We start from the raw sequence: 25,870 nt of genomic DNA on the forward strand, positions 1-25,870 counted from the left end.
TCCGCCCCCGGCCAGTCCGGTGCGGCTGGCCGGGGGCGGACGGCATCCCCGGCTCTCAGGTCGTGGCGGCCCGGGATTCGGTGGTGGGCGGGCTGACGTCCGGTGCCGGGGAGCGGTGGCCGGGGCGGACCACCGCCACGGCCGCCGCGCCCAGCGCGCCCACGCCCGCGAACGCGTAGAAGCCCCATGGGTACGCGATGCCCGCCGTCAGCAGCGCGCCGCCGAGCAGCGGGCCCGAGATCGCGCCGATCCGGCCGATGCCCGCCGACCAGCCGAGACCGGTCGCGCGGATCGCGTCCGGGTAGATGCGGCCGATGTAGGCGTACACCAGCACCTGGGCGCTGAACACGAAGCAGCCGGTCAGGAACACCGCCGCGTAGAGCCCGACCGCGGGCAGCTTCACGCTCAGCAGGGCGAGGAACACTGCACCCGCGCAGAACCAGGCGATGGCCGACGGGCGGATGCCGACGCGGTCGGCGACCCGGCCCGCGACGAGCAGGCCCGCGATGCCGCCGACGTTCAGCGTCAGCAGCAGGCTCAGCGCGGCGCCCAGCGGGTACCCGGCCTGGCGCATGATCTCCGGCAGCCACGTGTTCAGCCCGTAGACCAGCAGCAGGCCCATGAACGAGGTGACCCAGAACGCGATCGTCGCGCGCAACAGGCCGCCGCGGAACAGGCCGGCGACGACGTGCCCTGCCGATCGCTCGACCGCCCGGACCTGCTGGAACGTCTCGGACTCCGGCAGGAACTTCAGCATCAGCGGAACCAGGACCAGCGCGGGCAGCGCGCCGGCGACGAACATCGCGCGCCAGCCCAGCGGCGTGATCAGCACGATGCCCAGCAAGGCCGTCAGCACCGCGCCGACGTGGTAACCGGTCATCACCGTGGTCGTCGCGCTGCCGGCCTTGCCCTGGCGGGCGTACTCCGTGACCAGCGTGATCGCCGTCGGCAGGCAGCCGCCGAGGCCGAGCCCGGCGACGAACCGCAGCAGCCCGAAGACGAACGTCGACGGCGCGAAGGCGCACAGCAGCGTGCACAGCGAGAACAGCGTCACGGAGATGATCAGGGCTTTGCGGCGGCCGATGACGTCGGTGACCGTGCCGATCGCCAGCCCGCCCAGCATCATCCCGGCGAGCCCCACGGTCGACACGACCGACGCCGTTGCGGGGGTCAGGCCCCAGATGTGGCCGCGGAGCAGCACGGGCAGCACCGTGCCGAGGACGACGAGGTCGAACCCGTCGAGCAGGACGGCGGTCCAGGCCAGTGGCACGACCCAGCCGCGGGTGCCAGGGGACATCGAAACCTCCGGAGGTGCGTCGGTGCACGTCTTCCGCACAGGTGTGCGTATTGCGAACAAGTATGCCCGTGGGGTCCGACACAAACCAGCGGGTTTCCGCTGAACGGAAGTCGAGCAGCGCCCCCGGACCTGCGGAAAGATCGGGCGAGTGGAGATTTTGACGCTGATGGGCGTGCTCGCCGGTTCGCTGGCCCTGACCGCGGTCGCCCGGCGCTGGAACCTGTCCGCGCCGCTGCTGGTGGTGGTCGTCGCGCTCGGCGTCGCGCTGATCCCCGGCGTGCCGCGGCTGGAACTCGAGCCGGAGCTGATCCTCACCGTCGTGCTGCCGCCACTGCTCTACTCGACGTCGCTCGAGAGCTCGCTGACGCACTTCAAGACCAACCTGCGGCCGATCATCTCGCTCGGCGTGGTGCTGGTGGCCGTGACCGCGGTGGTCGTCGCCCTCGTCGTGCACCTGCTGCTGCCGGACGTGCCGTTCGCGTCGGCACTGGTCCTCGGCGCGGTCGTGGCGCCCCCGGACGCCGTGACGGCGGTGGCGATCGGGCGCAAGCTCGGCCTGCCCCGGCGGGTGATGGCCGTGCTGACCGGGGAAAGCCTGGTGAACGACGCCGCCGCGCTGACGCTGTACAAGGTCGCGCTCGCCGCGGTCGCGGGCGTGGCGGGGTCGGCCGGGCACGGGTTCGCGGTGTTCGGGGTGGCGACCGTGCTGGGCATCGCGGTGGGCCTGGCGATCGGCGGCATCGTCGTGCTGATCCGGCGGCTGCTCGACGACCCGCTGCTGGAGTCGGCGTTCGGGATCATCGTGCCGTTCGGCGCGTACGTCACCGCCGAGCACCTGCACCCCTTCGGCGACGACTTCAGCGGGTCCGGCGTGCTCGCCGTCGTCGCGGCCGGCCTCTACCTGGGCCACCGCTCGCTGTACGCGTCACCGGCGACCCGCATGCAGGACAGCTCCGTGTGGGCCTCGATCGACGTCCTGCTGGAAGCGCTGGTGTTCGCGCTGATGGGGCTGCAGCTGCCGGTCGTCCTGGACGGCGCCCACCACGCGGCCCGCGACGACGGCACGCTCGCGCTGGTCGCGGCGGCCGTGCTGGCGGTGACGGTGCTGGTCCGGATTCCCGCGGTGTTCGTCTCCGCGTACCTGCCCCGGGCGATGCGGCTGTTCGGGCGCGGCCGAACGGCACCGTCGTGGCGGGTGCTGGCGGTGGTCTCGTGGACCGGCATGCGCGGCGTGGTGACCCTCGCCGCGGCGGCCGGCGTCCCGGCGCAAACCCCGGGACGCGCGGAGATCCAGCTGTTCGCGTTCACCGTGGCCATCGGCACGGTGCTGCTGCAGGGGCTGACGCTGCCGCCGCTGATCCGGGCCCTGAAGGTCGAGGACCCGGCCGAAACCACCCGCGACGAAGCCGAAGAGCTGGCCGCGCGCGAAGTGGCGAAGAAGGCGGCGCACGAACGCCTGCGCGAGATCGGCCACGAGCGGCTGGCGTCCCTGAACCTGCCCCCGGAGCGCGTCGCCGCGCTGAAGGAGCGCCTGGAACGGCTGATCGACATGCGCTACCGGTTCGCCAAGGCGGCGATCACGCTGTCCGGCGAGGAGCAATCCGGCAGCCCTCAGGCGCAGTTCGCGAAGGCCCGGCGCGAACTGCTGATCACCCAGCGCAAGGCGATGATCGAGGAGAACCGCGCGGGCCGCCTCGACGACGACGTGCTGCGAAAGGTGCTGCGCGAGCTGGATCTGGAGGAGCTGTCGGTATCGACGACCCTCACGAACCGCCTGCGCTGAGCGCCGCCCAGGTCCGCAGGCGCTCCTCGGTGGAGCGGATCCCGGTCTGGGTCAGGACGACGTCGGTGGCGCCGGCGTCGTAGTAGCGCTGGATCCCCCGCGCGACGGTCTTTTCGTCACCGATGAGCGCGAGTTCGGCCGCGTGGTCCACGCCTTCCGCGTCGAGGATCCGGCGGTAGGACGGAATCTGCCCGTAGAAGGCCATCTGTTCGGCGGCGAGCGCGCGGACGGCGTCGGGATCGTCGGTGACGACCGCGGGCACGGCGGCGATGATCCGCTTCCCGTCGGGAAGGGCCGGCACGATCCGCTCGGAAAGCGCTCTCGGCCCGGCGAGGTACGGCAGGGTGCCGTCGGCCAGCTCACCGGTGACGGCCAGGGCCTGCGGCCCCATGGCGGCGACGACGATCGGCACGCCGCCGCCACCGGCCACAGTGGACGGACCGGGCGGGTGGGCCCGGACGGTCTCGCCGTCGAAGCCGGCGGTTTCCCCGGCGAAGACCTGCCGCAGGACGGTCAGGTACTCGCGCAGGTGCCGGATCGGCGGCGGGTATTCGACGCCGTAAACGTGGCCGAGAAAGCCCTTTGAGCCGAGTCCGATCCCGAGCGTGAACCGGCCACCGGTGGCCGCCTGGGCGGTCTGCGCCGCGCTCGCGACCAGCAGCGGGTGGCGCGGATAGGTGGGCACCACGGAGGTGCCGACCTCGATCCCGGGCACATCCCGCCCGGCGAGCGCGGCGATCGCGATGGCGTCCTGGCTGAGCGGCAGCTGCGAGAACCAGACGGACTTCATCCCGGCCTCGGCGGCTTGCCGGGTCTGGGCGATGAGCTCGTCGACGAGGTTCGCCGCCCGGTCCGTGTCCCCGGACGGCAGCGCGACTCCGATGGTCATGATCCCAAGCTAGCCACCGGCGCCAGTGGTTTTCCGGCTTCCCAGGAATTGAGAACCCGAGCGGGCCAGCGGGAAATCGCCCACCCTGTGGCGAAATACCGATCACTCCAGGAGAGTCCATGTCGCTGACCGAAGTCATCGAAGGCACCCGCAAGGCCGTCGACGCCGATCCGCACAACGCCGCCGTCTCCTTCAGCGTCGGCCACGTTCTCAAGCCCGGGACCAAGACCGAGGTCGAAGTCAACGTCCGGGACCACACCTTCACCGTCGACGAACCGGCCGCGCTCGGCGGGACCGACCAGGCGGCCAACCCCGTCGAGTACGCGCTGGCCGCCCTCGGGTCCTGCCAGGTCATCACCTACCAGTTCTGGGCGGCGAAGCGCGGGATCCCGCTCGACTCCATCAAGGTCACCGTCGACGGCGACCTCGACCTGCACGGCTTGTTCGGCTTCTCCTTCAACACCCGGCCCGGTTTCGGGGACGTCCGCGTGTCCGTCGAACTCGAAGGGCCGGCGAGCCGGGAGCGCTACGAAGACCTCAAGCGCGAGGTCGACGAGCACTGCCCGGTGCTCGACCTGTTCCGCAACGAGACGCCGGTCAGCACGAAACTGACCTGAGCGAAACCTCAGACGAACTCGTGCCGCACGATCGTCTGTTCGCGGCCCGGACCCACCCCGATCGCGGAAATCCGCGCGCCTGAAAGCTCTTCCAGGCGCTCGACGTACGCGCGGGCGTTCGCCGGGAGCTCCTCGAACGTGCGGCACGCCGAGATGTCCTCGAACCAGCCCGGGTGCTCTTCGTAGATCGGGATCGCGTGGTGCACGTCGGTCTGCGTCATCGGCATGTCCTGCGTGCGGAACCCGTCGACTTCGTAGCCGACGCACACCGGCACCTTCTCCAGGCCGGACAGCACGTCCAGCTTCGTGAGGAAGTAGTCGGTGATGCCGTTGACGCGCACCGCGTACCGCGCGATCACCGCGTCGAACCAGCCGGTGCGACGGGAACGGCCGGTCGTCACGCCGAACTCGCCGCCCTGCTTGCGCAGGTACTCGCCGGACTCGTCGTGCAGCTCCGTCGGGAACGGGCCGGAGCCGACGCGCGTGGTGTAGGCCTTGAGGATGCCGAGCACCGTCGTGATGCGGCCCGGCCCGATGCCCGAACCCGCGCTCGCGCCGCCGGACGTCGGGTTCGACGACGTCACGAACGGGTAGGTGCCGTGGTCGACGTCGAGCAGGGTGCCCTGTGAACCCTCCAGCAGCACGGTTTCGCCGCGCTCGAGGGCCTGGTTGAGCTGCAGCCGCGTGTCGGCGATGCGGTGCGCGAACTTCTCGCCCGCCGCCAGCACCTCGTCGGCGACCTGGTCGGCGTCGAGGGCCTTGCGGTTGTAGACCTTCACCAGCACCTGGTTCTTGAACTCCAGTGCGGCTTCGACCTTCTGGCGGAAGATCTTCTCGTCGAGCAGGTCCTGCACGCGGACGCCGACGCGGGCGATCTTGTCCTGGTAGCACGGCCCGATGCCGCGGCCGGTGGTGCCGATCTTGCGGCTGCCGAGGTACCGCTCGGTGACTTTGTCGATGGCCACGTGGTACGGCATGATCAGGTGCGCGTCGGCCGAAATCAGCAGCTTGGACGTGTCCACGTCCCGCGCTTCGAGGCCGGAGAGCTCTTCCAGCAGCACGCCGGGGTCCACCACCACGCCGTTGCCGATGACGTTGGTCACGCCCGGGGTCAGGATGCCGGACGGGATGAGGTGCAGGGCGAAGTTCTCGCCGTTCGGCAGGACGACCGTGTGACCGGCGTTGTTGCCACCCTGGTAGCGGACGACCCACTGGACGCGGTCACCCATCAGGTCGGTGGCCTTGCCCTTGCCTTCGTCTCCCCATTGGGCCCCGATGAGCACGATGGCCGGCATGTGACACTCCAGGTGTTCGACGACGTGAGGTTTAGTGTCCCGGACGGACACCGGTGGCGCTGCTCAATGCCGGTGCATGAGCGTAACGGAGGACCCGCGGGTGCGCGGAATAGTGGTGGCTTGTGGCGACGATCCGGCCGGCTTCGAAGAGGTCGACGACGTCGAGTCGATCCGCGTGCGGAGCCGTCCCGGCAAGGCGGAAATCGACCCCTTGCTGGGCGAACACGATCACCTGGTCGTTTCCGGCACGGACGCCGACCTCGCCGCCGTCGTGCTGCGCCTGCTCCGGAAGGACGCGCTCTCCGGCGTGTCGGTCGGGTTCGTACCGTCGGCGCCGGACTCGGTCGTCGGCGCGCTCTGGGGGTTGCCGAAGACGCCGCTGCAGGCGCTCGCGCTGGCGTTGCGCGGCGAGGTCGACCCGGTGCCGCTGATCCGCGACGACGTCGGCGGCGTGCTCGTCGGGCGCGGGCAGCTGCGGATGGTCCGCGGTGTGGCCTACGCCGACGAACAGGTGGCCCTGCGGGGACCGGCCGCGTCGATCGAGGTGCTGCCGGACCCGGGCGGCCCCGGCCTCGCCGTCCGCGTCGTGAAGGGCACCATCTTCAAGCGGCCGACGACGCTGTACTCGCGGGCGTTCCAGATCGGCTGCATCCCGACCCGGCCGGTGCTCGACGACGTCGTCCACGAGCGCGCGGTGAACAAGTGGACCTGGTACCGGCACACCGAGGACCTGCGGCTGGTCCGGGGCGCCCTCTGAGCGACACCGCACGGTGCGCCGCGGGTCACGTGGTGTTCATTGACGGGCAGCAACATGTCACCTATACGTGTTGTACCCGCCACTCCCGTGCTTCAGGGTGAGCTGTCCCCACTTCTGACACGGAGGCAGCAAAATGCCAACCAGGCGTGCTGTTCGTCATTCGTTCACTGTGCTGGCCGTCACCGCGGTGCTGTCCGGCACGCTGGCCGGCGTCGCGGACGCGACCCCGCCGGGCATCCCGTCGGCCACCACGGCGAAGTCCGAGCTCACGGCGCTGACCGTCAAGGCCGACGGCTCGCAGACCGGCTACAGCCGCGACAAGTTCCCGCACTGGATCGACCAGGGCAACAGCTGCAACACCCGCGAAGTGGTGCTGAAGCGCGACGGCACGAACGTGGTGACCGACTCCAGTTGCGCCGCGACCTCCGGCAAGTGGTTCAGCCCGTACGACGGCGCAACCTGGACCGCGGCGTCCGATGTGGACATCGACCACGTCGTGCCGCTGGCCGACGCGTGGCGCACCGGCGCGTCGTCGTGGACGACCGCGCAGCGCCAGGCGTATGCGAACGACCTCACCGACCCGCAGCTGATCGCCGTGACGGACAACGTCAACCAGGAGAAGGGCGACAAGTCGCCCGACGCGTGGAAGCCGCCGCTCGTCGGCTACTGGTGCACCTACGCGAAGATGTGGGTCGCGGTGAAGTACAAGTTCAAGCTGACGATCAACTCCGCCGAAAAGACTGCACTGACGGACATGCTCAACCGCTGCTGACGCCGGTACGCTCGGGCGGTGCGGATCCTCTTCACGTGCCGCCCGGCGTACGGCCACCTCTTTCCCCTGCTCCCGCTGGCGAACGCGGCGCGTGCCGCCGGGCACGAAGTCGTCTTCGGCACCGGCGAAGCGTTCGTGCCGAAGGTGCGTGAGCTCGGCTTCGAGGCCCACCGCGCCGGCCTCGGCATCGCCGAGGCGGAAGCCGAAGCCAAGCAGCGGCACGGCGAGGACGCCGGGTTCCTCGACCTCGCCCTCACGACGTTCGGCGAGCTGCTGCCGCGCTCGCTGCTCGACGACCTGACACCGCTGCTCCCGGACCTGCGGCCCGGGCTGGTGGTCTACGAGATGAGCGACGTCGGCGCCGGGGTGGCGGCCCGCCGCGCGGGCATCCCCGTCGTCTCGGTCGCGATCGCGCGGTCGATGCCGCCGGAGGTCCTGGCCGTCGCCGCCGAACGGCTGCGGCCGCTGTGGGGCACGCTGCCCGCGGACGCCCTGTTCGGTGACGCCTGCGTCGACATCTGGCCCGACAGCATCCGCGACCCGGGCACGGCGGCCGTGCCGAAGGTGTTCCGGATGCGCCCGACGCCGTACGACCCCGACGTCCCGCTGCCGCCACTGCCCGAAGACGGCTTCGTGTACCTGACCTTGGGCACGGTGGTCTTCGGCGCGACGCAGGTGCTGCGCCGGGCGATCCACGCGCTGGCCCGCCTGGGCGTGGACGTGCTCGTCGCGCTCGGGCCGGGTGATCCCTCGACGCTGGGCCCGGTGCCGGAAAACGTGCGGGTCGCCGGGTTCGTGCCGCAGGCCGAGGTCCTCGAACACGCGGGCCTGGTGGTGCACCACGGCGGCACGGGGACGGTGCTGGGGTCGCTCGCCGCCGGCCTGCCGCAGCTGATCCTGCCCCAGGGCGCCGACCAGTTCGCCAACGCGGACACCCTCTCCGCGCTGGGTGCCGCGAAGTCCTTGGCGGGCGACGAGATCACGATGCCCGCCATCGAAGCCGCCGCCCGGGAACTCCTGGCGGACCCCACCGCGCGGACCACCGCGCGCGGAATCGCGGCCGAGATCGCCGGGATGCCCACGCCCGCCCGGGTTCTGGACGAACTGGTCAGCTGGAGCCAGGAACGCAGTGAATGACTCATTCCTGACGTCCGACGCCAGGAATGAGTCATTCACTGCACCGGGGCGGCGGCGTCAGCTGGGCGGGCTGACGAGCGCCAGGATCTCCCGCGCCACCGCGTCGTTCTGGCGGAAGGGCAATGCGTTCGTCCGCGGCCGCGTGAAGGCCGCCGTCGAGCGGGCGCTCGTGTGCGGGCCCACCGCGAACCGGTGCGGGTGGGGACGTCCGTTTCCGTCGAGCACCCGGGAGTCCGACACGCGCGTGTGGATGCGGCCCGACGGCAGCAAAGCGCCGGTCACCGGGTCCGCCACCGTCTCTTCCGCCAGCTCGCCCGCGTCGCGCAGCTGCCGGAGCAGGCCGTCGGCCGCGCGGGTGACGCTCGGGCCCGGCAGCCGCGCCTCGATCAGCGTGCGGGCTTCGACCGTCTGCGGGTGGCTCGCCGACGAGGCCACGAAGACCCCGCGCTCCGCCGTCACCCGCATTTCCGCGCCCGCGAAGGAAACGATCCCCGCTTCGTGCAGCGCGAGCAGTTCCTCCAGGCGCCGCGGTGGCGGACCGCTGGCGTAGTAGGAGAAGAACCCGTGGAACCAGCCGTCCATATCGGACACCTGCGACGCCGCCCCCAGCCGTCCTTTTTGGACCAACACGGGCAGCTGGCTGTACACCGAAAGCAGCGCCGTGAACGCACCCAGGTCGGCGCTGAACTCCGGGTCCGCCCGGCGCGCCAGGTCGGCCTCGACGTACTTGCGCAGCTCCTTGCCGAACTCCTCCGCCGTGCCGAAGGTCCGGTCCGCCATCGGCCGGTCCAGCCGGTCGAGGTCGAGGCGGTCGGCCTCGGCGGGCACCGCCCGCACGACGAGCTCCCGCATCGCGGGCGAATCCCAGGCCAGGTCGGCGAAGGCGTCGGCGAACACGGCGAAGTCCATGCGGACGCGGCCGGGGTGCCCGGTGAACAGCTCGCTGTAGTAGCCCCAGGCCAGTTCCTTCGCGACCAGCGGCCAGACGTCCGCGCGGAAGTCGAGAGCGGCCCCGGCCAGCCCGTCCATGGCGTAGGCGTCGAAGAACCGGGGCAGCCGCGCGGGTTTCCCGCGCAGCCGGTAGCCGATCTTCGCGTGGTAGGGCACTCCGCGCCGCGAGCCGACGTGCAGCACCGGTTCGGCGCCGCTCGGGTGGTAGCGCAGGCCGCCGCACGGGAGGTCCTCGAACCGGCCGCCGCGGCCCTCGGTCAGCAGCAGCATCAGGTCGACGAACGCCAGCCCGAACCCGCGCACGAGCACGGTTTCGCCCGGTTCGACGCCCGCGTAGTCGACGTCGGCGGTGTAGCCGGCCGGGTAGTAGGACAGCCCGTGCCGCGCGGCGAACGAGGCCAGCTCGCACTCCCGCTCGTCCGGTTCCGCGTCGAGGTGGCCGACGGTGAAGACGACGGCGTCCGCCACGATCGCCGATCCGTCGGACAGGCTGACGGTGTGGCCGTCGACCCCGGTCGCGCGGGCCGCGTGCTCGAAGACGTCGACCTCTTCGGGCAGGTCCTCGACGACCTTCCGGTAGACCCAGGTGAGGTAGGCGCTCTGCAGGCGCCGGGTCGGGAAGTGGAAGGGGTCGAGCGCCGTCAGCTCGGCGCCGACGTCGGACGGCACGTCGGCGTCGAGCCCGCCGTCACGCACCTTCCGCGCCCACTCCAGCAGCGACGGCCCCGGCCGCACCGGGCCCGCCATCTTCACCGACTCGTCGGTGAACATCGTGACGTCCTCGGGCATGGAGTTCATCCGCAGCAGTGGCGACTGGTCGTAGCGCCAGACCCGGCCGGGCCCCGGTGGGAACGGGTCGATCAGGTGCACCTCGAGCCGCCGGCCGCCGAGCAGTTCGGCGGCGTTCGCGCCGAGCCGTTCGAGGACCCCGACCCCGCGGGGTCCGGCGCCCACGACAGCCAGGGTGAACGGCGGGAGGTCGGCCACGGACCCGAAGCTACGCCCGGGTTCCGGCGCGGGAAGCCCGTCCCAAAGAGCGGAATCCCGGGCCGGACCCATCCGCTCCGGGTGGCGGCTCCGAATTCCACGGGCACACCGGTGAAAGGAGCGAACTTGTCCTTCGTCCACCTCAGGCGCCCGGGCCTCGACAGCTTCCCTTCGGGGGTCCGGGTGGCGAAGCCCCCGGCCCGCGGCGAAGCCGCGGCTGTCACAGCTTCCCTTCGGGGGTCCGGGTGGCGAAGCCCCCGGCCCGCGGCGAAGCCGCGGCTGTCACAGCACCCCCACCTGCGGATACTTGACCGATGAGATCGGTTCGCCGCACCGCGTCCACACCGCGCAGGACGTGGTCGGCACCCTCCTCCGGGGGAACTGGGCGATCTTCGCCCACGAATGGGCCGATCCGGACGGGATCGACCCCGAGCACTGGCGGGACGTCGTCGAGGCCGCCGCGGAGGCGGCCGGGGTGGACGTCGAGTTCGTGATCATCCCGCGTCGGTCCCTGACCGTCGTGTTCAACCGGGCAGCGCCGCCCAGCTTCGAGCAGGTCCGCACGTCGATCGAAGTGATCGAACGCGCACGCCGGACCGGCTGAGCGCTCGGGTTCTTCCCCGTGGCCACCTCGTGAACGCGAGGTGGCTACTTTTGCCCCTGGCGACCGACCAAGGGGTACGGAATGATCCTCCGGTGACTCCTGGGCGACCGGTCAGACACTGCGGGCTATCGTCTGACCCGTTCGGGAAAGCTCCGTGACACCTTGGATACCAGCGAAAGAACCTAGAGATTTACCCACCGTCACGGGACACTGGCTGGGGGAACTCACTTACCGTGACGTCCTGGTGACCAGCCGGTCAAATCGACGACTGGTCCGAAGCAGGGCACGGTCTGCACACGGAGTCGGAGAAACGCATGGCAGCACCGCCGGACCGGGTCACGTTCCGCGAGGTGTTCGGGATCGCCGAGTTCCGGGCGCTCTGGTTCGCGGAACTGTTGTCGATCGCCGGTGACCAGCTGGCGAGAGTCGCGCTCTCGATCCTCGTGTTCACCACCACCGGCTCCGCCGCGCTGACCGGTCTCACCTACGCGCTGACCTTCGCCCCGTCGCTGATCGGCGGCATCTTCCTGACCGGTCTCGCCGACCGGTTCTCCCGGCGCACCGTGATGGTCGCCGTCGACCTGGTCCGGGCCGGGCTGATCCTGCTCGTCGCAGTGCCCCAGCTGCCGTTCTGGGTGGTCTGCGTGCTCGTCGGCGGCGTCTCGCTGCTGAACCCGCCGTTCAAGGCCGCCCAGCTCGCGCTGTTGCCGCAGGTCCTGGAGGGCGACCGGTTCGTCGTCGGCATGGGCGTGCGGACCATGACCGTCCAGTCCGCGCAGCTGCTCGGGTTCGCCGGTGGCGGCGCGCTGCTGCTGGCGCTCGACCCGCACGTGGCCCTGGTGCTCGACGCGGTCACTTTCCTGCTGTCCGCGGCCTTCGTCCGGTTCGGTGTGCGTCCCCGGCCGGCCGCCGCGAAGGCGGAGACGCGGAAGTCGTTCTTCGCCACGATCAGCGCGGGGGGCCGGGTGGCGTTCGCCAACCCGGCGCTGCGAACGCTGGTGCTGTTCACCTGGCTGATGGGCCTGCTGCCGGTCTACGAGGGGATCGCCGCGCCGTACGTGGCGTCGGCGGGTGGCGGCCCCGAACTGGTCGGGCTGCTGCTCGCGGCCGACCCGGTGGGCAGCGTGATCGGCACGTTCGTCTTCACGCGGTGGGTGCCGGCCGACACGCGGCCGAAGCTGATCGCGCCGCTGTCGGCGCTGTGCGGGGTGCCCATGCTGGTGGGCTTCGCGCAGCCCGGCCCGTGGGTGTCGATCGTCCTGTTCGTCCTGTCCGGGGCGTTCGGCGCGGTCGCGCTGCTGCAGGCGACGGCGTCGCTCACGCTGGCGGTCCCGGACGAGAACCGCGCGCAGACGATGGGGCTGTCCAACACCGGGCTGACGACGATGCTCGGCGTGAGCCCGCTCATCGGCGGCGTGCTGACCGACTACTTCGGGGCGCAGACGACCGTCGGAATCTTCGGCGTTGCCGGATTGATACTTACGGCGCCGCTCGCGCTGGCGTGGCGGCGCGCGCGGACTTCAAGGGCCGGCGAAGACGGGCATGACTTCGAAACCCAGCGCGCCGAACACGCCTGAACACGCTCGACACGCTGGCTTCGTCATCGCGACCTTGCGGCGCGGCTCCGGCTCACTGATCTCTGGAACGCATCGCTGGCCACCCTTCGATCCGGCGTCCCGGAAAATGTACACACCTAAGGCCCTTGTGGACAGACGGCAAACGGGCTGAAACTGTCCGTGAGTGGTTCATCACCACCACCGAGCGCAAGGGTTTGGGGGAAAAATGGTCACATTGGGGGAACGGTCTGGACAAGGCGTGATTTCTGGTGTTGCGGGCTGGGCACTGTGGCGGCGGCCGCCCCGCTGGATCGCTGTCACGCTCGCGGCGATCGCAGTACTGGTGGGCTGGACGACCGTCGCCACGGTCACCACCCCGGTCACGTTGAAGCACCTGGGCATCCTGGGCCTGCTGGGGGCCCTCGCACTGGCCCAAACCGAGGTCAGCCGCCGGATCGAGCGCCAGCGCCGCATCCTGAGCGACGGCCCGCACATGAACATGACGTCGGTGTGGCTCCTGCCCGCCGCCCTGCTGCTGCCGACGCAGCTGGTCACCTTGCTCGGGGTGACCCTCTACGTCGGTCTGGCGCTGCGCAGCTGGTCGGGCACCCGTCCGGGCCAGCCGCACCGCGTCGCCGCGAACGCCACCAGCGCGACGCTGTCGGCGTGCTCGGCCGGGCTGGTCACGCTGTACTCACCGGCACTCAGCGTCGTCACCGTCTCGATCGCGGTGCTGGTGTACTTCGTGGTCAACGCCGCCCTCACCGGACTCGGCCTCTACCTCGCCAACCCGGCCGAGGCGACGGTCGAGAGCTGCCTGGGCGGCATGGACGACAACCTCCTCGAGCTGTCCACGCTGTGCGTCGGCGGCCTGCTGGTGATGGTGCTCGGCCACGAGCCGCTGCTGTCGGTGCTGGTCATCCTGCCGCTCTACGTGCTGCAGCGGTCCGTGCTGATCAAGCGGCTGGAAGAGCTGGCCACGACCGACCAGAAGACGCAGCTGCTCAACGCCACCACCTGGCAGGACGGCGCGCAGCGCGAGATCTCGCGGGCGCAGCGGGAGAACGGCAGCTTCGGCGCCATGATGATCGACCTCGACCACTTCAAGCGGATCAACGACACCTACGGGCACCTCGCGGGGGACGACGTGCTCAAGGCGGTCGCCGCCGTGGTCAGGCAGGAGACCAGGGCGCACGACCTGGTCGGCCGGTTCGGCGGCGAAGAGTTCGTCGCGCTGCTGCCTTCGACGTCCAAAGAGGACGCGATCGTCACCGCGGAACGGATCCGGCAACGGGTCAGCGAGCTGATCATCAGCACCACGACCAACGCCGGCGCCGCCGTCGACATCGAACGGCAGACGGCGTCGATCGGCGTCGCCGCCTACCCGCTGGACGGTTCGTCCATCGAGGAGGTGATGGCGTCCGCCGACGCGGCCGTGTACGCGGCCAAACACGGCGGGCGAAACCGGGTGGTGGGGTCGGCCGCGGCGGCCTTGGCCGCGGCTTAGCGCGCCCTACCGCAACCGGTCGATGACGTCGCTCGCCTTGGTCTGCAGGCGGGCGACGCCGCCGACGGTGAATTCGGTGAGCAGGTCGATCAGCGCGTCCTGGTCCGGCGGCTCGCCGTCCCAGGTGGCCTGGACCAGTGACTCGGTCATCGCGAAGAAGAGCGTGACGAGCGCGCGGTCCGCGCGGCCCGAGTCGATGCCGTGCGCGGCCCACCGCTTGCGGCTGGCTTCGGCGTAGACGACGGCCAGCCGCTCCCTCAACCGGGTGAGAGCGGGGTCGCCCGCCCGCTCGGCCGCGCGGAGCACGCCGTAGCCCTCGGGGTGGTCGGCGACGAAGGTGACCATGTTGGCGTAGTTGGCCCGCGCCCAAGCCCGCAGGCCGGGCTGCTCGTCGGCCACCGACGGCCCCGCGATGGCGGTGAAAGCCCTCTCTTCGGTGTCCGCCACGACCTCGGCGAACAGCGTCGCCCGGTCGCCGAACTGCTCGTAGACGGCTTGGCGCGAGACGCCGGCCTCACGCGCGATCTGCTCGATCGTCGCGCCTTGCATCCCGTGCTGCGCGACGACCCGGGCGGTCGCCCGCAGCACGCGGGCGCGCTGCTCCGAAACCGGGAGCTTGCGCGGCCGCCCGCGCGGCGCCGGGCTTGACATGGTGGTCCACCTCACGTGATTCTTTTTCCGACACCTCTGTCTAAAAAGGTGTCCCCCGCGCACTCGACCTGCTCAACGAGGAGCAAGCATGCGTATCTTCCTCCGTCGCGCCCTCTCCGCGGCCGTCGCCACCGTTTCCGTTCTGGCCTTGGCGACGCTTGGCCCGCCGCAGGCCTCCGCCGCGTCCTTCTACGATCCGCCGTCCCCCCTGCCCGCCGGCCGCAACGGCGACGTCATCCGGCACGAGGCGTCGACGTTCTACATCGATCCGATCCAGCTGATCAAGGCCGACGCGAGCGTGCAGCGGATCATGTACCGCAGCACCGACACGCACGGCTCGCCGATCGCCGTCACCGGCACGGTGCTGACCCCGCGGTCGGCGTGGCACGGCGCCGGGGTGCGCCCGCTCGTTTCCTACGCCGTCGGCACCCAGGGCGAGGGCGACGACTGCGCGCCGTCGAAAGCGCTTGCCGCGGGCTTCGAGTACGAAGGGCCGTTCATCGCGGGGCTGCTGACGCGGGGGTACGGCGTCGTCGTCACCGACTACGAAGGGCTCGGCACGCCCGGAGACCACACGTACGTCAACCGCGCGTCGGAGGGCCACGCCGTGCTCGACGCGATCCGCGCGGCCCAGCGGCTGCCGGAGGCGGGGCTCCCGGACGACGGCCCGGTGGCGATCGCGGGCTATTCCCAAGGCGGCGGCGCGTCGGCCGCGGCGGCGGAGCTGCAGCCGAGCTACGCCCCCGAGCTGAAGCTGAAGGGCGCATACGCGGGGGCGGTGCCGGCGGACCTGGCCGAGGTGGCCAAGAACCTCGACGGCCACTACGCGGTCGGCTTCCTCGGCTTCGCGCTGGTGAGCATGAACTACGCCTACCCCGAGCTGAACATCCCGGCGCTGCTCAACGCGCGCGGGAAGCAGCTGTTCGAGCAGGTCCGCACCGAGTGCACGGTGGAAGCGATCGCCGCGCACGCGTTCACGCAGTCCTCGACGCTGACCACCGACGGCCGGTCGCTCGTCGCGTACCTCGGCGAGGAGCCGTACCGGTCGCGGGTGGCCGAGCAGAAGATCGGGGCGCTGACGCCGTCGGCGCCGGTGTTGATCGTCCACAGCGCGCTCGACGACATCGTGCCCTACGCGCAGGACCGCGACCTGGGCCGGACGTGGTGCGGCAAGGGCGTGCAGGTGCAGTTCAGCACGTCACTGGTGCCGACGCACGTGCTCGGCGCGGTGCGCGCCTACCCGGAGGCGTTCGCCTGGCTCGAGGGCCGCTTCGCCGGCCTCCCGGCGCCGGTGAACTGCGGCTGGTTCTGACCGGCGGCGGGCCCGGGACCGCGCGGTCCCGGGCCCGCGGCGTCACTTCAGGCCGGTGGCTTCCGCGGCCGCGGGGTCGGAGTCGGCGAGGAACGTCCGGCAGCGCTCGAACTCCTCGGTCTCGCCGATCTTCCCGGCGGCCTTGCCCAGGACGGCGAGGGCGCGGAGGAACCCCTGGTTGGGGCGGTGCGCCCAGGGCACCGGGCCGAAGCCCTTCCAGCCCGCGCGGCGCAGCTGGTCGAGACCCCGGTGGTAGCCGGTGCGGGCGTACGCGTAGGCGGCGACGGTCTCGCCCGCGTCGAAGGCCTTCTCGGCCAGCGAAGCCCAGGCCTCGCTGTAGTCGGGGTGTTCGGCGGCGACGGTGGCCGGGTCGGTCCCGGCGTCGAGCGCGGCCTGGGCGGCGGTGTGCTCGGGCAGCAGCGTCGGCTCGGGGCCGAGCAGGTTGTGCGTCATGCCACCCATTCTGCCTCTAGAGGAACAGGCTCCCCAGCACCCCGGCTCCGGCCAGCACCAGGGCGGCGACCAGCACCGCCGCGACAACTCGTTTCGGCATCATGGCGCGACACCATGCCAAGCCGAGGCGGCCGGGAGCAAGTGATCCACCCGTAGGGGTGAACCCGGGCGCGAAGCGCCTCCGTTGCGGGTGGCGGCGGGGAAGAAGGTCGGGGGAACCCCGATTTTGGCGTCCTTTGCCACTGTCCTGACCCACTCGTGACCATGACCGGCCATGATGTCCGGCATGGCCAAGGCAGTCGACGTCCCGGTGGACGTGATCCCGCGCAGTCCCGTCGGCAAGACGCGGCTGTTCTTCACGCGGCACTGGCACCGCGGCGCCCCCGGGCAGCCGACCCCGGACTGGGTGCTCCGGTTCTGCTACGGGATGTGGCTGGCGGCGTTCGCGTTCAAGCTGCTCGGCTCGTCGTGGGACATGTCGTGGCACTTCAGGTGGCTGCGCGACGACCTGGCGCCCCCGCACCTGATCAACACCGTCGGCACGGTGATCATCGTGGTGCTGGTGGCGATCCACAGCTACACGGGTCTCGGCGCCGACAAGACGTCGCTGCGGCTGATGCAGATCGGCCTGCTGACGTTCCTGGTCGCGGCCCCGCTGGACGTCATCAACCACCGCGTCAACGGCCTCGACCTGACCGCGTGGAGCCCGTCGCACATGATGCTCTACCTCGGCACGGGCATCATGCAGGCCGGTGTCCTGCTCGGCTGGCTCCGGCTGTCCCCGCCCGGGCGGTTCCGGACGGGCGTGCTGCTCGCGCTGTGGGCGTTCCTCCTGGAGAACACGTTCTTCCCGAACGGCCAGCAGGAGTACGGCATCCTCGGCCTGCGCGCCTGGGAGCGCGGGGAGCCGGAGGCGGAGAAGTCCCTGCTGGACTTCGCGGCCAACCAGATCGGGCACCCGGTCGACCGGACGGCGGTGCTGCACTTCACGATGCCGATCCCGGAGTGGGTGTACCCGCTGTGGGGCATCGGCGTGATGGCGCTGATACTGGCTCTGGCCAGGAAGACTTTGGGTTTCCGCTGGTCGGCTTCGCTGGTGGCGCTGGCGTACGTCGCTTATCGCTCGGTGATGTGGCCGCTGCTGCTCGGGCTGGGCTTCCCGGTGTCGACGGTGCCGTTCTACCTGCTGGCGGTGGGGCTTGCGGTGGACCTGGCGTTCGCGATGAGCCACGGCGTCGTCCGCGCGGCCGCGGGGGCGCTGCTGGTGACGGCGTTCGGGTACGGCGCGTTCTGGCTGCAGTCGCAGTTCCGGCCCTGGGTGCTCGGTGACGCGCACACGGAGTCGGCCCCACCGGCGGCCTACTGGACGGCCCTGGTGGTGCTGGGCGGGGTGTTCGCCCTCTGGGCGGCAGCGGGCCCGGTGAGCCGCCGCTGGACGGCTCGGCGTTCGGTCGCCGAAACGGTCTGAACACGGCGAAGGGCCGCCACGACCGTGGCGGCCCTTCGCGCGAAAAGACTTACTTGAGCTTCGTGCCCGCCGAGCCGAGGGCCTGGCAGGCCTCGACGACGCGCTGGGCCATGCCGGCCTCCGCGGCCTTCAGGTACGACCGCGGGTCGTAGACCTTCTTGTTGCCGACCTCGCCGTCGATCTTCAGGACGCCGTCGTAGTTCTTGAAGAAGTGGTCGACGATCGGGCGGGTGAACGCGTACTGCGTGTCCGTGTCGACGTTCATCTTCACCACGCCGTAGGACACCGCCTCGCGGATCTCCTCCGGGAGCGAGCCCGAGCCGCCGTGGAAGACCAGCTCGAACGGCTTCGAACCCGCGTCCAGGCCGAGCTTCTTCGACGCCGCCTCCTGGCCGCCCTTCAGCACGTCCGGGCGCAGCTTCACGTTGCCCGGCTTGTACACGCCGTGGACGTTGCCGAACGTGGCCGCCAGCAGGTAGCGGCCCTTCTCGCCGGCGCCGAGCGCGTCGATCGTCTTCAGGAAGTCGCCTTCGGCGGTGTACAGCTTCTCGTTGATCTCCGCCTCGACGCCGTCCTCCTCGCCGCCGACGACGCCGATCTCGACCTCGAGGATGATGTGCGCGGCCGCCGTCTTGGCCAGCAGCTCCGCGGCGATCTCGAGGTTCTCGTCGAGGTCGATCGCCGAGCCGTCCCACATGTGGGACTGGAACAGCGGGTTCTGGCCGTTCTTGACGCGCTCGGCCGAGATCTCGATCAGCGGACGGACGAAGCCGTCCAGCTTGTCCTTCGGGCAGTGGTCGGTGTGCAGCGCCACGTTCACGTCGTACTTCGCCGCGACGACCTGGGCGAACTCCGCGAGCGCGGTCGCGCCGGTCACCATGTCCTTGACCTTCTGGCCCGACGCGAACTCCGCACCGCCCGTGGAGAACTGGATGATGCCGTCGCTCTCCGCCTCGGCGAAGCCGCGGATGGCGGCGTTCACGGTTTCGGACGAGGTCACGTTGATGGCCGGGTAGGCGAACTCGTTCGCCTTGGCCCGGTCGAGCATCTCCGCGTAGACCTCGGGGGTGGCGATGGGCATCGTTACTCCTCCTTGGCACAGGGTGGTCCCGACCGCATCGTACGAGGTGTACCGCCGACGCACACCGGTCACCGTGCAGAAACTTTCCCGCACGTCGGATCGGTTCAGAAAGCGGTCCGTCCGGTCACCGCGGTGAGCGGCGACCGGACGGAGATCACACTCAGCGCAGCGCGGCCGCCACCTCGCTGTAAGCCGGCCAGGGATCCTCGTTGAGCACCTGGATGTTCACGTGGTCGGCACCCGCTTCGAGGTGGGCGCGGAGGCCCGTCGCGATCGTGTCCGCGTCGCCGTGCAGGGCCAGTGCGTCGACCAGGCGGTCGCTGCCCTCGCCTTCGACGTCCTCGTCCGTGAAGCCGAGTTTGCGCAGGTTGGCGACGTAGTTCGACAGCCCGAGGTAGAACTTCACGGTGTTGCGGCCGATCGCGCGGGCCTCGGCGGCGTCGGTGCCGAGGACCACCTTCTGCTCCGGGGCCAGCAGCTTGCCCGCGCCCAGGATCTCGCGAGCTCCCCGCGTGTGCTCCGGCGTCGTCAGGTACGGGTGCGCCCCCGCCGTCCGGTCGCGGGCCAGCTCGATGACCTTCGGGCCGAGCGCCGCCAAGGCGCGGCCGGCCACCGGGACCCCCGCCGCGTCCAGGCCGTCGAGGTAGTCGACCAGGGCCGTGTACGGCTTCTTGTACTCCTTGGACGCCTCGGGGTGGCCCGCGCCGACGCCGAGCAGGAAGCGGTCCGGGTACTTGGCGACAATCCGTTCGTACGCGCGGGCGATGTCCGCGGGCTCGTCCTGCCAGATGTTCACGATGCCGGTCGCGATGACCAGGTGGTCCGTCGCCGCGAGGAGATCGTCCACGTAGGCGAGGTCCCCACCCGGGGACGCCCCCAGCCAGATCGTGCCGTAGCCGAGCTTCTCCGCCTCCGCCGCGAACTGCGCGTCGACGCCCGAGTAGTGCCGCCAGATACCGAGCTTGCCGAGTTCGATTGCCATGGAACACCTCAACGCACGAGACGGCGATTTTCCTCCCGGGTTTCCCGGATCGCGGGAAGTATTAACGTCGGGGGCATGACCAAGCTGGGTAACACCGACCTCGACGTGTACGGGCTCAACCTCGGGTGCAACGTCTTCGGCTGGACGGCCGACGAGCCGCAGTCCTTCGCCGTGCTGGACGCCTACACCGCGGCGGGCGGCAACTTCCTGGACAGCGCGGACCTCTACGGCGGCGGTGGGGGCTCCGAGACGATCATCGGCAACTGGCTGGCCGCCCGCGGCCGGCGTGACGACGTCGTCGTGGCGACCAAGGTCGGGATGTGGGACGGCCGGCCGGGCCTGTCGGCGAAGAACATCCAGGCCGCGGCCGAGGACTCGCTGCGGCGCCTGCAGACCGACCACATCGACCTCTACTACGCCCACCGCGACGACCCGGACACCCCGCTCGAAGAAACCCTGGAGGCGTTCGACGCGCTGGTCCGCGCGGGCAAGGTCCGGTACGTCGGCGCGTCGAACTACACCGCCGGACGGCTCGCCGATGCACTGTCCATTTCGGACAAGAACGGCTTCGCGCGGTTCGCCGTGCTGCAGCCGCACTACAACCTCGTCGAGCGGGACTACGAACGCGACCTCGCACCGCTCGTCGAGCGCGAAGGCCTCGCGACCCTGCCGTACTTCGCCCTCGCCATGGGCTTCCTCACCGGCAAGTACCGCACGAAGGACGAGACCGGCGACAGCCCGCGCGCCGCGCGCGCTTTGTCCTATTTGGACAAGGGCGGCGACCGCGTCCTCGCCGCACTGGACGAAGTCGCCCAGGCGCACGGCGTTTCGGTGGCCACGGTGTCGCTCGCGTGGCTGCGGCAGCAGCCGACGGTCGCCGCCCCCATCGCGAGCGCGCGGACACCCGAGCAGCTCACCGACCTGATCGCGTCGGTCTCGCTGGAGCTGACCGACGCCGAAGTCACCGCCTTGAACGAGGCCTAGAACCTACTTTCGGGTAGCTTACCGCCAGTAAGGTGAGGTACGGTGCCCTCCGAGAGCGACGTTCGACGTCCAGGAGGGCACCGTGGCCAACCCGTTTTCGCTGCTGAGCGGCACCAAGAAGGTCGACGGCAAGGTCGTGCTGATCACCGGCGCGGCCCGCGGCATCGGCGCCGGCCTCGCCGAACGGCTGGCCGCCCGCGGCGCCAAGGTCGCCCTCGTCGGCCTCGAAGCCGAGGAGCAGCGGAAGGTCGCCGACCGGATCGGCCCAAATGCGAAATCCTGGGAAGCCGACGTCACCAGCTGGGCCGCGCTCGAGCGCGCGACGGCCGGCGTCGTGGCGCACTTCGGCGGGATCGACGTCGTCATCGCGAACGCCGGCATCGCGACCGCGGGCTTCGTCCGCTCGGTCGACCGGGCCGCGTTCGAGAAGGTCATCGAGGTCGACCTGCTCGGCGTCTGGCGGACGTTCCGCGTCACGCTCCCGCACGTCATCGAGCGCAAGGGCTACCTGCTGGCGATTTCGTCGCTCGCCGCGATCACGCACGCGCCGGGCATGGCGAACTACGCCGCCGCCAAGGCCGGCGTCGAAGCCTTCTCGAACAGCCTGCGCGCCGAGGTCGCCCACCTGGGCGTCAAGGTCGGCGTCGCGCACCCGACGTGGATCCGCACCGACCTCGTCGAGAGCGCCGACGCGCACCCGGTGTTCGGCAAGCTCCGCGCGTCGATGCCCGGCCTGATCGGCAAGACCTACCCGCTGGACGTCGCCTTGGACGACCTCGAAGCCGGCATCCTCAAGCGCGCCCGGACCATCCACGTGCCGCGCTGGGTCGGCGGGCTCAAGCTGCTGCGCGCGTTCCTGCCGCCGATCATCGAAATCGGCTCCCGCAGCCGGGTACCTTCGGCGGACAAAGCCGCGCTGGCCGACATCGAGGCCCGCGGCGCGTTCGAGTCGGCGGTCACCGGCCACGGCGGGCGGGCCGCCACCAAGGGGTGAAGATGTCCCGTCGCGACCAGATCAGGATGACCGAGGACGGGACCCCGTGCTTTTCGGGGGCCGGGGTGGCGAAGCCCCCGGCCCGGGGCGAAGCCCCGGTTGTCACAGCGAGTACCTCGCCGGGCAGAAGGTCATCAACGTCGCCGGCATCGGCCCGAACGGCCGCCCGCACCTCGCGCCGCTCTGGTACTTCCCGCACGAAGACGGCGTCGCGACCGCGGTACTCGGGGGCCAAGCCCGAGGACCCCGCGTCGACCGAAATGAACGCCTTCATCACAGGTCAGGCCGCCAAACGCGTCGGGCTGGTCTTCCGGCCGACCAAGGTCGTCAGCTGGAACCACGGCAAGCTCGGCGGGACGTACTGATCAGTAGCCGGTACTTCCAAGTAACTGTTACTTGAGGTAACGTCATCTGCGCAGGATCCCCGACGCAGCGGAGGCCCACAGATGGTCGAGCGGTTCAAGGTCGTGATCGTCGGCACCGGGTTTTCCGGGCTCGGCCAGGCGATCCAGCTCGAGAAGGCCGGCATCCGGGACTACGTGATCCTGGAGAAGGCCACCGAGGTGGGCGGTACCTGGCGCGACAACTCCTACCCCGGGTGCGCGTGTGACGTGCAGTCGCACATGTACTCGTTCTCGTACGAGCAGAACCCGGGCTGGTCACGGTCGTTCTCGCCGCAGCCGGAGATCTTCGGCTACCTCAAGCGTGTCGCGGACAAGTACCGGCTGCGCGAGAAGATCCGCTTCGGCGTGGAGCTGACCGGCGCCCACTGGGACGAGCGCGAGCGCCGCTGGACGGCGACCACCAGGGACGGCCGCGAGTTCGTCGCGCAGTTCCTCGTCTCCGGCGTCGGCGGCCTGCACATCCCGCAGATCCCGGAGCTGCCCGGGATCGCCGGCTTCAAGGGGCAGACCTGGCACTCCGCGCGCTGGAACCACGAGTACGACCTGCGCGGCAAGAATGTTGCTGTCGTGGGCACCGGCGCCAGCGCCGTCCAGTTCGTCCCGAAGATCGCACCCGACGTCGCCGAGCTGACGCTGTTCCAGCGGACGCCGCCGTGGATCATGCCCAAGCCCGACCACGCCATGCCGTCGTGGGCGCAGACGCTGTTCAAGCGCGTCCCGGGCACCCAGCGGGCCTACCGCAACGCGCTGTACTGGCTGCTCGAAGCGCGGGCGATCGGCTTCAACGGCCACCCGGCGATCATGAAGGCCGGCGAGCTGATCGCGAAGCGGAACATCGCGAAGGGCATCAAGGACCGCGCGCTGCGCAAGAAGGTCACGCCGGACTACACGATGGGCTGCAAGCGCGTCCTGATCTCCAACGACTACTACCCGGCGCTGGCCCGGCCGAACGTCGAGGTGAACACGTCCGGGATCAAGGAGGTCAAGGCGCACTCGATCGTCGACTCCGCCGGCGTCGAGCACGAGGTCGACGCGATCATCTACGGCACCGGCTTCAAGGTGACCGACGCGCTGGAGTACCTCGACATCACCGGCGTCGACGGCCGCAACCTCGCCAAGGAGTGGGCGAGCGAGGGCATGCGCACGCACAAGGGCATCACCGTGTCCGGCTACCCGAACCTGTTCTTCCTGCTCGGCCCGAACACCGCGCTGGGCCACAGCTCCGTGGTGTTCATGATCGAGTCGCAGGCGCGGTACGTCGTCGACGCCATCAAGCTCGCCGATTCGCGCGGGGCCGCCGCGCTCGACGTCCGGCCGGGCGTGCAGGACGAGTTCCAGCGGGAGATCCAGGACAAGCTGGTCAAGGGCGTCTGGACGCAGGGCGGCTGCAAGAGCTGGTACCTCGACGCCCAGGGCGTGAACCGGACGATCTGGCCGGGCTTCACCTGGCGCTACTGGCTGGAGACGCGCAAGGTCGACCCGGCCGACTACGAACTGTCCGGCCGGGCGTCGTGACGTCCGGGGACGAGCAGCTCGTCCTGCGCGCCCGGAACGTGAAGTTCGGGTGGCTGGGGATCATCGCCGCGATCGAGCACTACACCGCGTTCCTCGGCCAGTGGGTGCTCGACGCGCCCCTGGAGCACGCGGGCGCCGATCCGGTGATGCTGGACCTGCTGCGCTGGCACGGCGCCGAAGAGGTCGAGCACCGGTCGGTGGCGTTCGACCTGTTCGCCCACCTCGACGGGCGGTACGGGCGGCGGGTCCGCAGCATGGCGGCGGTGATACCGGTGCTGGCCTGGGTCTTCGCCCGCGGTACGCGATACCTGATGCGCACCGACCCGACCGCGCCCGGCCGGGCGTCGCTGCGCGGATACCGCCGGGCGGCGAAGCGGGGGCTGCTGCCGACCGGGCGTCAACTGCTGCGCGAGATCCGGCCGTACTTCCGCCGCGGCTACCACCCGTCCGAGACCGGGGACACCGAGCAGGCGGTGGCCTATCTGGCGAGTTCGCCCGCGGCCCGGGCGGCGGGGTGACCCTCGGCCGGCCCACCCGGCTCGACGGCAGCGCGCGCACCGACCACCTGATGTCCACTTTGGTCGGCGTGGTGGCTGTTTACCGGCGTTTGTCGCAATTCAGCGGGAAGCGGCGGCCGCCCGTGCGCACAGTGGACCGGAACCTTTCGCTGGTCGTCGAAACAATCCGGCCCGAGGCCGACGGCGTCGTGAGCCTGCGGCTCGCCAACGGCACCCCGCTGCCGGCCTGGCGACCGGGTGCGCACCTCGACCTGGTGCTGTCGTCCGGCCTGACCAGGCAGTACTCGCTTTGCGGCGACCCCGCCGACCGCGCGTGCTACCGGATCGCCGTCCGGCGGATCGGCGCCGCGTCGGGCGAAATCCACGCGCTCGCCGCCGGCACCCGCGTCACCGCCCGGGGCCCGCGGACCGCGTTCCCGCTCGTCGGCGCCGGGCCGTTCCTCTTCGTCGCCGGCGGCATCGGGATCACCCCGATCCTGCCGATGGTCCGCCACTGCGTGGCCACGGGCGCGGACTGGCGGCTGGTCTACACCGGCCGCAGCCGCGCGTCGATGCCGTTCCTCGGCGAGCTGCCCGACGACGAGCGCGTGTGGATCCGCCCGACACCGAGTACGGCATCCCGGCGTCGGGCGCCGAGCTCCTCGACGGTCTCCCGGACGGCGCGTCGGTCTACTGCTGCGGCCCGGTGGCGATGATCACCGGTGTCCGCGCCGACCTGGCGCTGACCACGGCCAAGGCCGTCCACTTCGAACGGTTCGCGCCGCCGCCGATGGTCGCCGGAGCGCCGTTCCAGCTGACTTTGCGCAGGTCAGGCCGGGTCCTCAAGGTGCCGGGCGACCGGACGGCGCTCGACGTCCTCCTGGCGGCCCGGCCCGGCACGCCGTACTCGTGCCGCCAGGGTTTCTGCGGGACCTGCGCGGTGCCGACGGCCGGTGGCGGAGCCATGCGGCTCTGCGTCGACCGCGGCACCACCGTGCTCGACCTATGACGGCAGCCAGGCGCCGATCACCGGCTTGAACTCGCGGACCGACCGCTGCGCGATGACCCCCTCCAGGAAGTACGGGTCCTGATCGAGCGTCTCCTTCAGGTGCGCCTCGTCGTCGGCCTGGTACAGCGTGATGCCGGCGGTGCCGTCGGCGAGCGGCCCGGCGACCGCGACGCGGCCCTCTCCGGCCAGCTTGGCCAGGAACTCGCGGTGGCGCGGCCGGACGTCCTGCAGCTTCTCCTGGACGTAGGTGATTTCGACGAGGAACCAGGCCATGTGGATCTCCGGGGTCGGCGCGGGCGGGACCCTGCCGACGCTACCCGTGTCACGGTTCTGTACCAGCATCCGATCTGTGGCACCGGCATCTGAAC

The 25,870-nt window shown here is 70.7% G+C and carries 25 protein-coding genes; 16 read left to right on the forward strand and 9 right to left on the reverse strand.

The annotated features are described in order from the left end of the window. Positions 1 to 55 precede the first annotated feature (55 nt). A complete protein-coding gene (locus ISP_RS46580) occupies positions 56 to 1,297 on the reverse strand; it encodes an MFS transporter (protein WP_013230802.1) in 1,242 nt (413 codons plus the stop codon). Between the two features lie 148 nt (positions 1,298 to 1,445). Here ISP_RS46580 and ISP_RS46585 point away from each other — a divergent pair, with 148 nt between their 5' ends. After that, positions 1,446 to 3,080, forward strand: coding sequence for a cation:proton antiporter (locus ISP_RS46585; RefSeq protein ID WP_013230803.1), 1,635 nt, complete (start codon positions 1,446 to 1,448; stop codon positions 3,078 to 3,080). Here ISP_RS46585 and ISP_RS46590 read toward each other — a convergent pair. Then, positions 3,061 to 3,969, reverse strand: coding sequence for a TIGR03564 family F420-dependent LLM class oxidoreductase (locus ISP_RS46590; protein ID WP_013230804.1), 909 nt, complete (start codon positions 3,967 to 3,969; stop codon positions 3,061 to 3,063). The genes ISP_RS46585 and ISP_RS46590 overlap by 20 nt on opposite strands. Positions 3,970 to 4,088: 119 nt before the next feature. On the opposite strand from ISP_RS46590, the gene ISP_RS46595 reads away from it, so the two are divergent. Then, positions 4,089 to 4,586 (forward strand): OsmC family protein, encoded by a 498-nt coding sequence (locus ISP_RS46595; protein WP_013230805.1) that lies wholly within the window; start codon positions 4,089 to 4,091, stop codon positions 4,584 to 4,586. An 8-nt stretch (positions 4,587 to 4,594) separates the two neighbouring features. Here the strand turns inward: ISP_RS46595 and ISP_RS46600 are convergent, their stop codons facing one another. Then, the gene (locus ISP_RS46600) at positions 4,595 to 5,881 is read right to left on the reverse strand and encodes an adenylosuccinate synthase (protein WP_013230806.1); all 1,287 of its coding nucleotides are present in this window, start codon (positions 5,879 to 5,881) and stop codon (positions 4,595 to 4,597) included. 76 nt (positions 5,882 to 5,957) lie between these two features. On the opposite strand from ISP_RS46600, the gene ISP_RS46605 reads away from it, so the two are divergent. The 3 genes from ISP_RS46605 (at position 5,958) to ISP_RS46615 (ending at position 8,547) form a co-directional block, all read left to right on the forward strand. After that, a complete protein-coding gene (locus ISP_RS46605; RefSeq protein ID WP_378250972.1) occupies positions 5,958 to 6,638 on the forward strand; it encodes a hypothetical protein in 681 nt (226 codons plus the stop codon). Positions 6,639 to 6,771: 133 nt separating this feature from the next. After that, entirely contained in the window at positions 6,772 to 7,410 is a 639-nt protein-coding gene (locus tag ISP_RS46610) for an HNH endonuclease family protein (RefSeq protein WP_049878199.1), read from the forward strand. An 18-nt stretch (positions 7,411 to 7,428) separates the two neighbouring features. After that, complete coding sequence (locus ISP_RS46615) at positions 7,429 to 8,547, forward strand: glycosyltransferase (RefSeq protein WP_013230809.1); 1,119 nt, start codon at positions 7,429 to 7,431, stop codon at positions 8,545 to 8,547. 57 nt (positions 8,548 to 8,604) lie between these two features. On the opposite strand, the gene ISP_RS46620 is transcribed toward ISP_RS46615, so the two are convergent. After that, the gene (locus ISP_RS46620) at positions 8,605 to 10,485 is read right to left on the reverse strand and encodes an FAD/NAD(P)-binding protein (protein WP_013230810.1); all 1,881 of its coding nucleotides are present in this window, start codon (positions 10,483 to 10,485) and stop codon (positions 8,605 to 8,607) included. 307 nt (positions 10,486 to 10,792) lie between these two features. On the opposite strand from ISP_RS46620, the gene ISP_RS46625 reads away from it, so the two are divergent. The 3 genes from ISP_RS46625 to ISP_RS46635 all read left to right on the forward strand — a co-directional run bounded on the left by ISP_RS46625 (position 10,793) and on the right by ISP_RS46635 (position 14,152). After that, the gene (locus ISP_RS46625; protein WP_013230811.1) at positions 10,793 to 11,089 is read left to right on the forward strand and encodes a hypothetical protein; all 297 of its coding nucleotides are present in this window, start codon (positions 10,793 to 10,795) and stop codon (positions 11,087 to 11,089) included. Between the two features lie 314 nt (positions 11,090 to 11,403). Beyond that, positions 11,404 to 12,666, forward strand: a complete 1,263-nt coding sequence (locus ISP_RS46630; RefSeq protein WP_013230812.1) for an MFS transporter — start codon at positions 11,404 to 11,406, stop codon at positions 12,664 to 12,666. A gap of 322 nt (positions 12,667 to 12,988) precedes the next feature. Continuing rightward, a complete protein-coding gene (locus ISP_RS46635; RefSeq protein ID WP_013230813.1) occupies positions 12,989 to 14,152 on the forward strand; it encodes a GGDEF domain-containing protein in 1,164 nt (387 codons plus the stop codon). Between the two features lie 6 nt (positions 14,153 to 14,158). Here ISP_RS46635 and ISP_RS46640 read toward each other — a convergent pair whose 3' ends face one another. Continuing rightward, entirely contained in the window at positions 14,159 to 14,803 is a 645-nt protein-coding gene (locus tag ISP_RS46640) for a TetR/AcrR family transcriptional regulator (protein ID WP_013230814.1), read from the reverse strand. A gap of 88 nt (positions 14,804 to 14,891) precedes the next feature. Here ISP_RS46640 and ISP_RS46645 point away from each other — a divergent pair, with 88 nt between their 5' ends. Continuing rightward, entirely contained in the window at positions 14,892 to 16,115 is a 1,224-nt protein-coding gene (locus ISP_RS46645; protein ID WP_013230815.1) for a lipase family protein, read from the forward strand. 42 nt (positions 16,116 to 16,157) lie between these two features. Here the strand turns inward: ISP_RS46645 and ISP_RS46650 are convergent, their stop codons facing one another. Then, positions 16,158 to 16,568, reverse strand: a complete 411-nt coding sequence (locus ISP_RS46650; protein ID WP_013230816.1) for a DUF3151 domain-containing protein — start codon at positions 16,566 to 16,568, stop codon at positions 16,158 to 16,160. A gap of 286 nt (positions 16,569 to 16,854) precedes the next feature. Between ISP_RS46650 and ISP_RS46655 the strand changes: the two genes are divergently transcribed. Further along, the gene (locus tag ISP_RS46655) at positions 16,855 to 18,036 is read left to right on the forward strand and encodes a hypothetical protein (protein WP_014467860.1); all 1,182 of its coding nucleotides are present in this window, start codon (positions 16,855 to 16,857) and stop codon (positions 18,034 to 18,036) included. A gap of 49 nt (positions 18,037 to 18,085) precedes the next feature. Here ISP_RS46655 and fbaA read toward each other — a convergent pair whose 3' ends face one another. Both fbaA and ISP_RS46665 read right to left on the reverse strand, forming a co-directional pair. Further along, positions 18,086 to 19,117: a class II fructose-bisphosphate aldolase gene (gene fbaA / locus ISP_RS46660; protein WP_013230818.1), complete on the reverse strand. Its 1,032-nt coding sequence runs from the start codon at positions 19,115 to 19,117 to the stop codon at positions 18,086 to 18,088. 160 nt (positions 19,118 to 19,277) lie between these two features. After that, positions 19,278 to 20,099, reverse strand: coding sequence for an LLM class F420-dependent oxidoreductase (locus ISP_RS46665; RefSeq protein WP_013230819.1), 822 nt, complete (start codon positions 20,097 to 20,099; stop codon positions 19,278 to 19,280). A 75-nt stretch (positions 20,100 to 20,174) separates the two neighbouring features. Between ISP_RS46665 and ISP_RS46670 the strand changes: the two genes are divergently transcribed. From ISP_RS46670 to ISP_RS46695, 6 genes are all read left to right on the forward strand, one after another. Then, positions 20,175 to 21,083 carry an aldo/keto reductase gene (locus tag ISP_RS46670; protein WP_013230820.1) on the forward strand — a complete coding sequence of 303 codons (909 nt, stop codon included), beginning with the start codon at positions 20,175 to 20,177 and terminating at the stop codon, positions 21,081 to 21,083. A gap of 82 nt (positions 21,084 to 21,165) precedes the next feature. Beyond that, positions 21,166 to 22,077 (forward strand): SDR family oxidoreductase, encoded by a 912-nt coding sequence (locus ISP_RS46675; RefSeq protein ID WP_013230821.1) that lies wholly within the window; start codon positions 21,166 to 21,168, stop codon positions 22,075 to 22,077. 446 nt (positions 22,078 to 22,523) lie between these two features. Further along, a complete protein-coding gene (locus ISP_RS46680) occupies positions 22,524 to 23,996 on the forward strand; it encodes a flavin-containing monooxygenase (protein WP_013230822.1) in 1,473 nt (490 codons plus the stop codon). Beyond that, positions 23,993 to 24,514 (forward strand): metal-dependent hydrolase, encoded by a 522-nt coding sequence (locus ISP_RS46685; protein WP_013230823.1) that lies wholly within the window; start codon positions 23,993 to 23,995, stop codon positions 24,512 to 24,514. Before ISP_RS46680 ends, ISP_RS46685 begins: the two co-directional genes overlap by 4 nt. Next, a complete protein-coding gene (locus ISP_RS46690) occupies positions 24,511 to 25,209 on the forward strand; it encodes a ferredoxin reductase (RefSeq protein WP_013230824.1) in 699 nt (232 codons plus the stop codon). The genes ISP_RS46685 and ISP_RS46690 overlap by 4 nt, the downstream gene beginning before the upstream one ends. Further along, the gene (locus ISP_RS46695; RefSeq protein ID WP_013230825.1) at positions 25,206 to 25,502 is read left to right on the forward strand and encodes a 2Fe-2S iron-sulfur cluster-binding protein; all 297 of its coding nucleotides are present in this window, start codon (positions 25,206 to 25,208) and stop codon (positions 25,500 to 25,502) included. Before ISP_RS46690 ends, ISP_RS46695 begins: the two co-directional genes overlap by 4 nt. Here the strand turns inward: ISP_RS46695 and ISP_RS46700 are convergent. Next, positions 25,497 to 25,775, reverse strand: a complete 279-nt coding sequence (locus ISP_RS46700) for a YciI family protein (protein WP_013230826.1) — start codon at positions 25,773 to 25,775, stop codon at positions 25,497 to 25,499. The genes ISP_RS46695 and ISP_RS46700 overlap by 6 nt on opposite strands. Positions 25,776 to 25,870: the final 95 nt, after the last annotated feature.

It is taken from the genome of Amycolatopsis mediterranei (assembly GCF_026017845.1).
Taxonomy (GTDB): domain Bacteria; phylum Actinomycetota; class Actinomycetes; order Mycobacteriales; family Pseudonocardiaceae; genus Amycolatopsis; species Amycolatopsis mediterranei.

Coding starts and splice junctions, on each gene's coding strand:
- ISP_RS46580 (WP_013230802.1), bottom strand. CDS start 1,297: ATGTCCCCTGGCACCCGCGGCTGGGTCGTGCCACTGGCCTGGACCGCC.
- ISP_RS46590 (WP_013230804.1), bottom strand. CDS start 3,969: ATGACCATCGGAGTCGCGCTGCCGTCCGGGGACACGGACCGGGCGGCG.
- ISP_RS46595 (WP_013230805.1), top strand. CDS start 4,089: ATGTCGCTGACCGAAGTCATCGAAGGCACCCGCAAGGCCGTCGACGCC.
- ISP_RS46600 (WP_013230806.1), bottom strand. CDS start 5,881: ATGCCGGCCATCGTGCTCATCGGGGCCCAATGGGGAGACGAAGGCAAG.
- ISP_RS46605 (WP_378250972.1), top strand. CDS start 5,958: ATGAGCGTAACGGAGGACCCGCGGGTGCGCGGAATAGTGGTGGCTTGT.
- ISP_RS46610 (WP_049878199.1), top strand. CDS start 6,772: ATGCCAACCAGGCGTGCTGTTCGTCATTCGTTCACTGTGCTGGCCGTC.
- ISP_RS46630 (WP_013230812.1), top strand. CDS start 11,404: ATGGCAGCACCGCCGGACCGGGTCACGTTCCGCGAGGTGTTCGGGATC.
- ISP_RS46640 (WP_013230814.1), bottom strand. CDS start 14,803: ATGTCAAGCCCGGCGCCGCGCGGGCGGCCGCGCAAGCTCCCGGTTTCG.
- ISP_RS46645 (WP_013230815.1), top strand. CDS start 14,892: ATGCGTATCTTCCTCCGTCGCGCCCTCTCCGCGGCCGTCGCCACCGTT.
- ISP_RS46650 (WP_013230816.1), bottom strand. CDS start 16,568: ATGACGCACAACCTGCTCGGCCCCGAGCCGACGCTGCTGCCCGAGCAC.
- ISP_RS46655 (WP_014467860.1), top strand. CDS start 16,855: ATGGCCAAGGCAGTCGACGTCCCGGTGGACGTGATCCCGCGCAGTCCC.
- fbaA (WP_013230818.1), bottom strand. CDS start 19,117: ATGCCCATCGCCACCCCCGAGGTCTACGCGGAGATGCTCGACCGGGCC.
- ISP_RS46665 (WP_013230819.1), bottom strand. CDS start 20,099: ATGGCAATCGAACTCGGCAAGCTCGGTATCTGGCGGCACTACTCGGGC.
- ISP_RS46670 (WP_013230820.1), top strand. CDS start 20,175: ATGACCAAGCTGGGTAACACCGACCTCGACGTGTACGGGCTCAACCTC.
- ISP_RS46680 (WP_013230822.1), top strand. CDS start 22,524: ATGGTCGAGCGGTTCAAGGTCGTGATCGTCGGCACCGGGTTTTCCGGG.
- ISP_RS46695 (WP_013230825.1), top strand. CDS start 25,206: ATGATCACCGGTGTCCGCGCCGACCTGGCGCTGACCACGGCCAAGGCC.
- ISP_RS46700 (WP_013230826.1), bottom strand. CDS start 25,775: ATGGCCTGGTTCCTCGTCGAAATCACCTACGTCCAGGAGAAGCTGCAG.